This window comes from Streptomyces xinghaiensis S187, from assembly GCF_000220705.2.
Lineage (GTDB): Bacteria > Actinomycetota > Actinomycetes > Streptomycetales > Streptomycetaceae > Streptomyces > Streptomyces xinghaiensis.
Window position 1 is genome coordinate 6126092 of sequence record NZ_CP023202.1, and the last position, 11913, is coordinate 6138004.

General features: G+C 74.8%; 11 protein-coding genes. 6 read left to right on the plus strand and 5 right to left on the minus strand.

Annotated elements, in window-relative coordinates:
• Positions 1-99: 99 nt before the first annotated feature.
• From SXIN_RS26115 to SXIN_RS26125, 3 genes are all read left to right on the plus strand, one after another.
• Positions 100-1437: a M20/M25/M40 family metallo-hydrolase gene (locus SXIN_RS26115; protein WP_019708883.1), complete on the plus strand. Its 1338-nt coding sequence runs from the start codon at positions 100-102 to the stop codon at positions 1435-1437.
• Between the two features lie 158 nt (positions 1438-1595).
• Positions 1596-1826, plus strand: a complete 231-nt coding sequence (locus tag SXIN_RS26120) for a chaplin (RefSeq protein WP_019708882.1) — start codon at positions 1596-1598, stop codon at positions 1824-1826.
• A 140-nt stretch (positions 1827-1966) separates the two neighbouring features.
• Positions 1967-2746, plus strand: coding sequence for a chaplin (locus SXIN_RS26125; protein WP_019708881.1), 780 nt, complete (start codon positions 1967-1969; stop codon positions 2744-2746).
• Between the two features lie 114 nt (positions 2747-2860).
• Here SXIN_RS26125 and SXIN_RS26130 read toward each other — a convergent pair whose 3' ends face one another.
• Positions 2861-3049: a DUF5703 family protein gene (locus SXIN_RS26130; protein WP_039821231.1), complete on the minus strand. Its 189-nt coding sequence runs from the start codon at positions 3047-3049 to the stop codon at positions 2861-2863.
• Positions 3050-3096: 47 nt separating this feature from the next.
• On the opposite strand from SXIN_RS26130, the gene SXIN_RS26135 reads away from it, so the two are divergent.
• On the plus strand, positions 3097-3807 hold the full coding sequence (locus SXIN_RS26135; RefSeq protein WP_019708879.1) for a hypothetical protein: 711 nt from the start codon (positions 3097-3099) through the stop codon (positions 3805-3807).
• 50 nt (positions 3808-3857) lie between these two features.
• Here SXIN_RS26135 and SXIN_RS26140 read toward each other — a convergent pair whose 3' ends face one another.
• A complete protein-coding gene (locus SXIN_RS26140; protein WP_238153868.1) occupies positions 3858-6101 on the minus strand; it encodes a helix-hairpin-helix domain-containing protein in 2244 nt (747 codons plus the stop codon).
• The gene (locus SXIN_RS26145) at positions 6098-7078 is read right to left on the minus strand and encodes an aldo/keto reductase (protein ID WP_019708878.1); all 981 of its coding nucleotides are present in this window, start codon (positions 7076-7078) and stop codon (positions 6098-6100) included. Before SXIN_RS26145 ends, SXIN_RS26140 begins: the two co-directional genes overlap by 4 nt.
• A gap of 150 nt (positions 7079-7228) precedes the next feature.
• On the opposite strand from SXIN_RS26145, the gene SXIN_RS26150 reads away from it, so the two are divergent.
• Both SXIN_RS26150 and SXIN_RS26155 read left to right on the plus strand, forming a co-directional pair.
• Positions 7229-8278: an LLM class F420-dependent oxidoreductase gene (locus SXIN_RS26150; protein WP_019708877.1), complete on the plus strand. Its 1050-nt coding sequence runs from the start codon at positions 7229-7231 to the stop codon at positions 8276-8278.
• Positions 8279-8550: 272 nt separating this feature from the next.
• Positions 8551-9981 (plus strand): nitronate monooxygenase, encoded by a 1431-nt coding sequence (locus tag SXIN_RS26155; protein ID WP_202859803.1) that lies wholly within the window; start codon positions 8551-8553, stop codon positions 9979-9981.
• A 152-nt stretch (positions 9982-10133) separates the two neighbouring features.
• Here the strand turns inward: SXIN_RS26155 and SXIN_RS26160 are convergent, their stop codons facing one another.
• Complete coding sequence (locus tag SXIN_RS26160) at positions 10134-10748, minus strand: hypothetical protein (RefSeq protein ID WP_019706605.1); 615 nt, start codon at positions 10746-10748, stop codon at positions 10134-10136.
• Positions 10749-10898: 150 nt separating this feature from the next.
• The gene (gene corA / locus SXIN_RS26165) at positions 10899-11879 is read right to left on the minus strand and encodes a magnesium/cobalt transporter CorA (RefSeq protein WP_019706604.1); all 981 of its coding nucleotides are present in this window, start codon (positions 11877-11879) and stop codon (positions 10899-10901) included.
• Between the last annotated feature and the right edge of the window lie 34 nt (positions 11880-11913).

The following is an 11913-nucleotide window of genomic DNA, read 5'->3' on the forward strand; positions in this document are numbered from 1 at the left end:
CTTGGGGAGAGCGCCGGGGCGCGGGAGGATGGTGGGGAATCCCGCCCGGCGACGGCCGTGACCCGGCCGGCCGGGACGCACTCAGAAAGGCAGGCCAGCGTGAGCGAGTCGCATTCCGCCGCGGCGACCAACGGCAAGGTCACCGGCGAGGACGAGGTCGTGGATCTCTGCCGGGACCTGATCCGCATCGACACCAGCAACTACGGGGACCACTCCGGGCCGGGCGAGCGCGCCGCCGCCGAGTACGTCGCGGAGAAACTCGCCGAAGTCGGCCTGGAACCGCGGATCTTCGAGTCGCACCCCGGCCGCGCCTCGACCGTGGCGCGGATCGAGGGCGAGGACCCCTCCCGGCCCGCGCTGCTCATCCACGGCCACACCGACGTCGTCCCGGCCAGCCCGGAGGACTGGACGCACCACCCCTTCTCCGGCGAGATCGCCGACGGCTGCGTCTGGGGCCGCGGCGCCGTCGACATGAAGGACATGGACGCGATGACGCTCGCCGTCGTCCGCGACCGGCTGCGCAGCGGACGGAAGCCCCCGCGCGACATCGTGCTGGCGTTCCTCGCCGACGAGGAGGCCGGCGGCGTGTACGGGGCGCGGCATCTCGTCGACCGCCACCCGGACCTCTTCGAGGGGGTCACGGAGGCCATCGGGGAGGTCGGCGGCTTCTCCTTCACGGTCAACGAGAACCTCCGGCTCTACCTGGTGGAGACCGCGCAGAAGGGCATGCACTGGATGCGCCTCACCGTGGACGGCACCGCCGGCCACGGCTCGATGACCAACACGGACAACGCCATCACCGAGCTCTGCGAGGCGGTCGGCCGGCTCGGCCGGCACCGGTTCCCGGTGCGGGTCACCAAGACCGTGCGGTCCTTCCTCGACGAGCTGTCCGACGCGCTGGGCACCCCGCTCGACCCGGAGGACATGGACGAGACCCTCGCCAAGCTCGGCGGCATCGCCAAGATCATCGGCGCGACGCTCCGCAACACGGCGGCCCCCACCATGCTCGGCGCCGGCTACAAGGTGAACGTGATCCCCGGGCAGGCCACCGCGCACGTCGACGGGCGCTTCCTCCCCGGATACGAGGAGGAGTTCCTCGCCGATCTCGACCGCGTCCTCGGCCCGCGGGTGAAGCGCGAGGACGTGCACACCGACAAGGCCCTGGAGACCGGCTTCGACGGCTCCCTGGTCGACGCCATGCGGTACGCGCTGAAGGCCGAGGACCCGATCGCGCACGCCGTGCCGTACTGCCTGTCCGGCGGCACGGACGCCAAGTCCTTCGACGACCTCGGCATCCGCTGCTTCGGCTTCGCGCCGCTGAAGCTCCCGCCGGAGCTGGACTTCGCCGGCATGTTCCACGGCGTCGACGAGCGGGTGCCGGTGGACGGTCTCACCTTCGGTGTCCGGGTGCTCGACCGGTTCCTCGACCGCTGCTGACGCCGCTGAACTCCGGCCGCACGCCGGAAAATCAACGCGGTGTGCGGGTCTCGCCGGAAAGAGTGAAGCGCCGCGGCGGCTCGTTCCCCCTTTACTCCTTCCTCGTTACAGGGAGTGCGATCCGAGGTCGGGTTCGCACTGCCAACTAGGAGGAACAGATGATCAAGAAGGTCGTGGCCGTCGCCGCTGCCGCCGGCGGACTCATGCTCGCCGGTGCGGGTGTGGCTGCCGCCGACTCCGGTGCCCTGGGCTCCGCCACGGACTCCCCGGGTATCGCTTCGGGCAACGCGGTCCAGGTTCCGGTGAACCTGCCGGTGAACGTGTGCGGCACGACGGTCTCCGTGGTCGGCGTCCTGAACCCCGCCTTCGGCAACGCCTGCTCACCCTGACGCTGAACGACGGCCCGGAAGGGTGCGAGCGCCGGGCAGCCCCGGAGCGCACACCATGCACTCCGGGGCCGTCCGTTTTCCGGCGGGCGGGAGACAAGCCCGCGCGCTTTTCGAATGGCAGAGACAGAGGAAACACATCCATGCGACATGTCGCGAGGAAGAGCCTGATCACCGCAGCGGCCGCGGGCGGCGTACTCGCCGCCACCGCCGGCTACGCCTGCGCTGACTCGAGCGCCGAGGGAGGCGCCGCGAACTCGCCGGGGGTCCTCTCCGGCAACTCCGTCCAGGCGCCGGTCAACGCGCCCGTCAACATCTGCGGTACCACCGCCAGTGTCGTCGGCCTGCTGAACCCCGCCACGGGCAACGACTGCGGCGGCTCGGGCAACGGTCCGCGGGCCCAGGGGGCCACCAGTGACTCCGGGGGCATCGCCTCCGGCAACTCGGTCCAGGTCCCGGTCAACGCCCCGGTGAACGCCTGCGGCACCGGTGTGAGCGTCATCGGCGTGGGAGACAGCGTCCGGGACAACGACTGCACCGGGAGCTCGGGCTCGGGAGTCCCGGGCAGCCCGGGGATTCCGGGCGGCCCGGGCAGCCCCGGTGAGCCGGGCGGCGAGGAGCCGGGCGGCCCGGGTGAGCCGGGAGACCCGGGCAACCCCGGCGAACCGGGAGACCCGGGCGGGGAAGACCCGTTCGGGGAGGAGCCGGGCGGCGAGGAGCCGGGCGGGCCGGGCGGTCCGGAGACCGCCGAGGGCGGTGGCGAGACGCCGGCCGGCGAGGAGACCACCCTGGTCGACCAGCCCGAGGGCATCGAGACCCTCGCCGAAACGGGCAGCGACTCGCTGGCGGTCACCCTGCCGCTCAGCGCGGGGCTTCTCATCGGTGGCGCGCTGCTCTACCGGCGGTCCCGGGTCAAGGCCTGAGACCGACGCGTCCGTGTGCCCGGTCCGCCGCGGGCCGGGCACACCCATGACGGCACAACCGGGGAGCGGGTCCCGTTTCGGGGCCCGCTCCCCGCACGTGTGCGGGGGCCGGGTCTACCAGGTGGCGCGGACCTGACGGATGATCCGGCGGCGCAGCCGCACCCTGCGGCTGCCGTCGCGCATGAGCAGAAGTCGGTCCAGTTCCCAGTGCCCGTACTCGGCGTGGTCGGTCAGCAGGCGGGTCGCCGCGTGGCGGGAGACCCCGCGCGGCACATACACGTCACGAAATTCATATTCCGGCATCGCATCTATTGTGCGGGCAAGGCCCATGTACGGATAGCGTCTGCACTATGTCTGATGCTGCCCAGCCATCCGCTTCCGAGGTACGCGCCGCCGCCGAGGCGGTCAAAGCCGCGCTGGACCGACACCTCGACGCGGTCGAGCGCCGGTCGGGTGAGGACGACCCGGCCGTCTTCGCCGCGTTCAACGAGCTGGCCGCGGCAGCCGAGGAATACGACGAACTGCTCTACGAGGCGTACGACGAGGTCACCCCGTTCGAGATCCCCGGGGACGGCTCGCTGCCCGCCTACACGGGCCCGGAGAACCCCAGCGCTCTCAGCGTGCTGATCCGGCGCGACTACTCCGTCGCCGAGTCCCGCCGGCTCTTCGCCCAAGCCGAGCGGATCGTCGAACTGGACCCGGACGCGGAGCCCGCCGTGAACGGGGCGCGCGCCGAGATCGCCGGAGTGGGCAGCAGTGTGCACACCGCCCTCGGCGTGCTGTTCGGGGAGTTCGAACCCGACGAGATCGCCTCCCGGCACAAGGAGTTCGGACTCGAGGAGGGCGACTCCACCCTCTGGGTGACGGCCGCCGACGAGCCCGCCGAGCCGGGGGAGTGGCTGAACGCCCCCTTCGACGATGTGGACCCGCAGCGCGTCCTCTGCCGCTTCGACGTCAGCTCCGTCTTCGACGAGGAGGAGGACGAGGAGGACGAGGCCGAGGAGGCACTGTCCGACGGTCTGGAGATCCTCGCCCCGGACACCCCCGACACGAGGCGCTGAGCCGTTCCCGGCCGGGCCGCTCGCCGTGGCGCCCCGGCCGGTGAGCGGTCTCAGCCCTGGGCGGGCGGTGGGGTGAGAGCGCGCAGCAGGGTCCGCAGCCGGGTGGTGCGCTCCGTCACCGGCACCTCGGCCACCGCTCGGGGCAGCGCCTGCTCCACGCCGTGCACCACCGACAGATGGCGCTCGGCCCGCCCGAAGGCCGTGTAGACCCAGGCCCGGGTCAGCGCCCGCGCGGCGTCCCCGGGCAGGACCACCACGGCCGCGGGCCAGGTGGTTCCGGCCGCCTGGTGCGCGGTGAGGGCCCAGCCGTGCCGCACGGCCCCGGCCGCGACCCGTTCGCGCGGCACCGTCATCCGGCCGCCGTCCCCCTCCAGCCGCAGGCCCTCGGCGTCGGCCGAGACCACGGTGCCGGTCAGGGCCCGGCCCGGAGCCGGGGTGTACACCACCCGGTCGCCCGGGTCGAAGCCGCCGAACCGCCCCGGTCCCGGGTTGAGCCGCTCCTTGAGGGCCGCGTTCAGCGCGCGGGTGCCGGCCGCTCCGGCGTGGCCGGGGGTGATGACCTGGGTCTGCTCCGGAGACACCCCGATCGCGCGCGGTACGGAGTCGGCGACCAGTTGCACGGTGCGGTGCACGGCCTCCCCGGCGTCCCGCACCGGCACGATCACCACCTCCTTGCCGGGTGCCTCCACCGAGGGCAGCTCGCCGACGCCGATCGCCGACACCAGCTCGCCGATCGGACCCGGGTCCGGGGTGCGGGAGGTGACGCGGGGGCAGAAGCCGGAGGACAGCAGATCCGCGAACACCTTGCCCGGACCGGCCGACCAGAGCACGCCCGGGTCACCGCTGAGCACCAGCCGGGCTCCGTCCGGCAGGGACTCGGCCAGCATCGCGGCCGTCTCCACATCGAGCTGCGGCGCGTCGAGGACGACGAGCAGATCCAGCTCCAGCGCACCCTCCGGATCCCGCCCCGGGCCCTCACCGCCCGCGAGCAGCCCGGCGACCGTCACCACGGCTCCGTCCGCGTCCTCGCCCCCGGCCGCGCCGACCGCGGCGTCCGGCCGCTCCAGCCCCTCCGGCCTCTCCGTCGCGTCCGGGGCGGCGGACGCGGTGAGCGGAGCGGCGGCCCGCCGGCATCCCGCCGGGCTGTGCACGGCGGCCCAGGCGCGCAGGCCAAGGGCGCGCGCGGCCGCGACCAGGGCGAGCGGCTCGGCGCGCGCCGTCTCCCCGCCCGTGTGCGCCACCAGACCGTGACCGGCCGCCGCCCGGATCAGCTCGGCGGCGGACGGTGACGGCGCGGCCTCCGCGGCCGCCTCCCAGGCGGCGGCGTCCGGACCGGAGCCGGGGGTGCCGTCCGGGCCGAAGCCGCCCGCGATCCGGCCCAGGCCGTCCGCGAGGCTCTCCTCGGCCAGGGCGTAGCGGTCGAGCCCCAGCAGCACCCGGACCGGCTGCTCCGCCTCCTCGCCCTCCGGCGCGCCCATGGGGCGGGGCGCGGCGCCCGGGCCCGCCGGGCCGGGGGCGTCGAGGGCGTCCTGGAAGACGAGCACCGCGCCGCCCGCGATCGCCTCGTGCAGCGCCGCCTCGGGGTCGGGCACCGCCTGCCGGGCCAGGGCCTCACTCAGCGCCGAGGGCTCCAGGGCCGTGTGCCCCCGGAGCGCGGCGCGCTCCAGAAGCCAGGCGGTCAGCGCCTGGGCCCGGCGCTCGTCCCCCGGTCCGGCCTCCGGTCCGAGCAGGGCGCGCGCGAAACCGTCCGCCTGCTCCGGCTGGACGCCCGGCACGGCGAGCAGCTGCCAGGGGTCCTCGCGGAGGACGTCCGCGGCCCGCTCTCCGAGGAGATCCGCCACCGGCTCCGCCAGCGTCTCCGGGGCCCCGCCCGCGGCCAGCACCTCCCGCACCGTGGCGCTCCGGGCCGCCCGCTCCGCCGAGGGCGGCCGGGCGCCGGGCACCGCGGCCGCGCCGGGCACGGGCCCGCCTCCGCTGCTCTCCGGCCGGGGTACGGGCCCGGAGCCGCCGGACCCCGAGGCGGGGCCGGATCCGGCCGCGGAGCCGGGCTGCGCCGCCGCGGCGGAGGGCCGGGCGGCGGGACGGGGTTCGCTGAAGAAGGCGGAGGCGGGCCGCTCCCCGCTCTCCACGGCCCGCACGGCGGCGGCCAGCGCCTCGGCCGACGGCGACGGCCGGGCGGTGCCCTCCCCGGCGGGCGGTGCCGGTGCCGGTGCCGGTGTACCGGCGGGGGCGGGGGCCTCCTCCGGTGCCGGGGCGGCGGCAGCGGTCTCGCCGGCGGGGCGGTCCGTGGTCACAGCGTGCTCCAGTCCTGGTCGGGATAGCGGTGCAGGGGCGCCGACACGTCGTCGAGCGCGCGGCAGATCTCGTCGGGAAGACTAAGCGCTTCCACTGACAGCGCCGTCGTGAGCTGCTGTGCCGTCCGGGCGCCGACGATCGGGGCCACCACACCGGGCTGGTCGCGGACCCAGGCGAGGGCGACGTGCAGCGGGGTGGTGGCCAGGCCGTCGGCCGCGATGGCGACCGCGTCCACGATCCGCCCCGCCGACTCGTCGAGATACGGCGCGACGAAGCCGGACATGTGGGCCGAGGCGCCGCGCGAGTCGGCCGGTGTGGTGTGCCGGTACTTGCCGGTGAGCACGCCGCGGCCCAGCGGCGACGAGGGCAGCAGCCCCACCCCGAGGTCCCGTGCGGCGGGCAGCACCTCCCGCTCGACGCCGCGCTGCACCAGGGAGTACTCCATCTGCGTGCTGGCCAGCCGGGTGCGGCCGGGCACGCCGAGCTGCCAGGTCGCCGCCTTGGCGAGCTGCCACCCGCTGTAGTTGGAGACGCCCACGTACCGGGCGCGTCCGCTGGTCACCGCGATGTCCAGGGCCTGCAGCGTCTCCTCCAGCGGGGTTCCCGGATCGAAGGCGTGGACCTGCCACAGGTCGACGTGGTCGGTGCCGAGCCGCTCCAGGGAGGCGTCGAGGGCGGCCAGCAGATGGCCGCGCGAGCCGTCGAAGCGCCGCTCCGGATCGGGGACGCTGCCGGCCTTGGTCGCGACGACGAGGTCGCGGCGCGGGACGAGGTCCGCCAGGAACCGGCCGAGGAGATACTCCGCCGCGCCGTCGGCGTAGACGTCGGCCGTGTCGACCAGGGTCCCGCCGGCGTCCCAGAACGCCTTGAGCTGCTCGGCGGCGTCGTGCTCGCCGGTGTCACGGCCCCAGGTGAGGGTGCCGAGCCCGATCCGCGATACCCGCAGGCCGGTTCGGCCGAGATGCCTCTGCTCCATGGCCGGAGAGAGTACTGGCCGCCGGCCGGGCCGCGGTGACGCGAGTCATACCCCCCGGACGGCCGCGGGCCCGCTCCGGCACTGCCGGACGGCGGTGCCCGCGCGCTACAGTCCGCCGGAGAGACGTTACCGACCAGTAAAGGGAGCGATATGCGGCTCGGCATCAACCTCGGCTACTGGGGCGCCGGTATGGACGCCGACAACCTCGCGGTCGCCCGCGAGGCCGACCGGCTCGGCTACTCCGTCTGCTGGGCGGCGGAGGCCTACGGTTCCGACGCCCCCACGGTGCTGGCCTGGGTCGCGGCGCAGACCGAACGGATCGACATCGGCTCCGCGATCCTCCAGATACCGGCGCGCACCCCCGCCATGACGGCGATGACGGCCGCCACCCTGGACTCCCTCTCCGGCGGCCGCTTCCGCCTCGGCCTGGGCGTCTCCGGCCCGCAGGTCTCCGAGGGCTGGTACGGCGTGAAGTTCGACAAGCCGCTGGCCCGCACCCGCGAGTACGTCGAGATCGTCCGCAAGGCGATGTCCCGCGAACGGCTGACCCACGAGGGCGAGCACTGGACGCTGCCGCTCCCCGGCGGCCCCGGCAAGGCGCTCAAGCTCACTGTGCACCCGGTGCGCGAGGAGGTGCCGCTGTACATAGCGGCGATCGGCCCGAAGAACCTGGAACAGACCGGCGAGATCGCCGACGGCGCCCTGGTGCTCTTCTTCGCGCCGGAGCACGCGGAGGAGACGACCCTGGGCGCGCTCCGCGCGGGCCGTGAGAAGGCCGGCCGGACGATGGACGGCTTCGACCTGGTGCCCACCGTCCCGATGGCCCTCGGGGACGACGTGGACGCGCTGGCGGACATCTTCCGCCCCTACACCGCGCTCTACGTGGGCGGCATGGGCAGCGCGAAGCAGAACTTCTACAACAAGCTCGCCCGGCGCATGGGGTACGAGAAGGAGGCCGCCGAGATCCAGGAGAAGTACCTGGCCGGCGACAAGCAGGGCGCCGCCGCGGCCGTCCCGCGCGAACTCATCGACTCGACCTCGCTGCTCGGCCCCGTCGAGCGCATCGCCGACCGCATGCAGGCCTACGCCGCGGCCGGGGTCACCACCCTGTCGCTCACCCCGGCGGGCTTCACCCTCGACGAGCGGATCGCCGCCCTGCGCGCGGGCGTCGAGGCCCTGGAGCGGGCCGGCCTGGCCTGACCCGGCGGCGCTCCGGCCCGCATCCGCGGTGACGGGTTCCGCCCGGGGGACGGAGGCCCGCCGGGGAAACCGGCCCCGCCGGGGCGGACCGGGGCGATTCACCCGGAGGGCGGCCGGTAAGGGGACCGAAGGTCCCAAGGGGACGCGACCGTACTTACGCTAGCGTAGGTTTCCGGTGGCGGAGGCCGAGGGCCCCGGCCCCGGCGACCCCTGGAGGAACCGTGCACATCCCGACGTCCGGCCGTCCCTGGTTGATCCAAGGCGGGATGGGGGTGGGGGTGTCCGGATGGCGGCTGGCCCGCGCCGTGGCGCGGACCGGGCAGCTCGGAGTCGTCTCGGGCACCGCGCTGGACACCGTGCTGATCCGCACCCTGCAGAGCGGTGACCCCGGCGGGCACCTGCGCCGGGCGCTGGCCGCCTACCCCGTGCCCGGCACCGCCGCGGCCGTACTGGAGCGGTACTTCGTCGAGGGGGGCGTCGGGGAGGGCGGGCGTTTCCTCACCACGCCCCCGCTGACGGCCGACCCCGGCTGCCCCGCCCGCGCGCTGACCGTGGTCGCCAACTTCTGCGAGGTGTGGCTCGCCAAGGAGGGCCACCGCGGGCCGGTGGGCGTCAACTACCTGGAGAAGGTCCAGCTCGCCACCGCGCCCGCCCTGTTCGGCGCGATCCTGGCCGGTGTGGACTACGTCCTGGTCGGCGCCGGGATCCCCGCGCACATCCCCGGCCTGGCCACCCGGCTGTCCCGGCTGGAGCCCGTCACCACCGATCTGACGGTGGAGGGCGACCCCGAGCCGCTGCCGGTGCCGTTCGACCCCGCGGCGGAGCTGGCCGGAGCCGCGGTGGGCGGGCTGCGCCGCCCCGACGTGCTCGCCATCGTCTCGCTGCCGGCCCTCGCCGCGTACCTCCACCGCTCCGAGCGGACCCGGCCGGACGGCTTCGTGGTCGAGGGCCACCGCGCGGGCGGCCACAGCGCCCCGCCCCGCGGACCGCTGCGGCTGGACGAGGACGGCGACCCGGTCTACGGACCGCGCGACACCCCCGACTTCGCCAGGATGGCCGCCCTCGGCCTGCCCTTCTGGATCGCCGGCGGCGCGTGCGGACCGGAGCAGGTCGCGCGGGCACGGGCCGCGGGCGCGGCCGGCGTGCAGGTCGGCAGCGTCTTCGCGCTCTGCGAGGAGTCGGGGCTCGAACCGGGGCTGCGTCGGCAGCTGGTCGAGCGCCGGCTGGGCACCGGGCTGACCGTGCGGAACGACCCGGCGGCGTCCCCGACGTCCTTCCCGTTCAAGGTCGCCGACCTGCCCGGAACGCTCGCCGATCCGGACGTGGCCGCCGCCCGCCCCCGGGTCTGCGACCTCGGCTATCTGCGCACCCCCTACCGGGCGGCGGACGGCGCCCTCGGCTACCGCTGCCCGGCGGAACCCCTGGTGGCCTACGAGCGCAAGGGCGGCGACCGGGCCGCCACGGAGGGGCGGCAGTGCCTCTGCAACGGGCTGACGGCCGCGATCGGGCTGGGGCAGCGCCGCCCGAAGGGCCGGGTGGAACCGCCGGTCGTCACCATCGGCCAGGATCTGGACTTCCTCCCGCGCATCGCTCCCGGCGGCGAGCCGTACAGCGCCGAGTCGGTGGTGCGGTGGCTGTCGGAGGGCCTGGACGGGACCGCCGGGGCGGGCCCGGCGCGGACCGCCGGGGCGCAGGCGCTCTGAGCGCCCGCCCGCACGTGCGGGCGGCGGCACGGCGGGCCGGGGCGGCCGGACGGGGCGGTCGCCGGGGAGGGGCTGCCCGGGGTGGCCCGGTACGGGGCCCGGGCCTGCGGGGGACGGGAGCCGGGGCGGTGCGGGGGCCGGGGCGGTGCGGCTCAGCGCGGGACCAGGCGCCCCAGCAGCCGGCCGAAGGAGATCAGCCGCGCTATCTGCCCCGGGCCGCCGTCCTCCAGCGACTTGCTGAACCGGAACGCCTCGGGGCGGAACCGGGCCGAGGCGATCGGCGCCTCCGGGTCGCCGCCCGGCACCGGGTTCAGTTCGTGCGGCGTGGAGGTGGCCAGCACCAGATGCACCCCGCGGTCCACCCGCCGGCCCGCCGCGTCCCGGCCGACCATCGTGCGCATCCCCACATGCCGGATCGACTCCAGCGGCAGCACCTGGACCGAGGAGTCGAGGACGGTGCCGCCCGGCGCCTGGTCGTCGGCGACGTCCTCGCTGTGCCAGAGGATCAGCCGCCGGCCGTCGCAGATCGCGGCCTCCTGCCAGACCGAGGCGCCCGACTCCGTGAGATCCACGACGCGTTCGAGGGTGAAACCGCGGACCCGGCGCCGGCCCAGCACACCGCCGACCGCCTCCAGCGCCACGTCGGAGTGGAGGAAATACGCCCGCGCCGCCTCGTCGAACCGCTCGTACGGCGACCAGTCCGAGCCCGCGGGACCGAGGCGCGGCCGCGCGAGACCGCCGCGCGCCGCTCTGCCGAACAGACTCACCCACTACCCCCTCCGGTCCGCTGTCACCCTACCGAGGGTGGCGGACAGCGGGCGGACCGGCCGGGGAGAAACGATCAGCCGGGGAGGCCGCCACCCGGACGGACACCCCTGCTGCGCCCGGCGGTCGCCGGACATCCCGGGCTTCCGGGCTCAGAGCCAGCCCTGCCGTTTGAACGCCCGGAAGAGACCCGCGATCGCGAGACCCATCAGCACCAGCACCACCGGATAGCCCCAGGTGCTCTCCAGTTCCGGCATGTGCTCGAAGTTCATCCCGTAGATGCCCGCGACCATCGTCGGGATGGCGGCCATCGCCGCCCACGCCGAGATCTTCCGCATGTCGTCGTTCTGCCGCACCCCGGTCTGCGCGAGATGCGCCGCGAGGACGTCCGACAGCAGCCGGTCCAGCCCCTCCACGCTCTCGTTGGCCCGGGTCAGGTGGTCGCCGACGTCACGGAAGAACGGCCGGGCGGACTCGTCGACGAACGGCAGCGCGGCGTGGGTGAGGCGCGCCATCGGATCGGTGAGCGGGACGGTGGCCCGCCGGAACTCGACGATCTGCCGCTTGAAGGTGTAGATCCGCGCCGCGGTTCTCCGGTCCAGGGCCTCCGGCGCGAACACCTGCGTCTCCAGCTCCTCCAGGTCGATCTGGAGTTCGCCGGCCACGTCGATGTAGTGGTCCACGACCGCGTCGCTGATCGCGTACAGCACCGCCGTCGGCCCCTGCCGCAGCACCTCGGGCTCCCGCTCCAGGCGGTGGCGCACCGCGGCCAGCGGGGTGCCCTCGCCGTGCCGCACGGTCACGACGAAGGAGTCGCCGAGGAAGACCATCAGCTCCTCGGTGGTGACGGTGTCCGCGGCGGCGTCGTAGATCACCGGTTTGAGCACCAGGAACAGCGAGTCGTCGTACACCTCCAGTTTCGGCCTCTGGTGGGCCTTGAGCGCGTCCTCGACCGCCAGCGGGTGCAGCCCGAACTCCCGGCTGACCTTGTCGAACTCCTCCGGGGTCGGCGCGTTCAGCCCCAGCCAGAGGAAGGAGTGGCGCTCGGTGCGCGCCTCCCGGAGGGCGACGGTGACGTCCGGCGCGCCCTCGACACGGCGTCCGTCCTGGTAGATGGCACAGTCCACGATCACTCGTTGCGTATTCCCCGCCGGCGGGGAACATGCG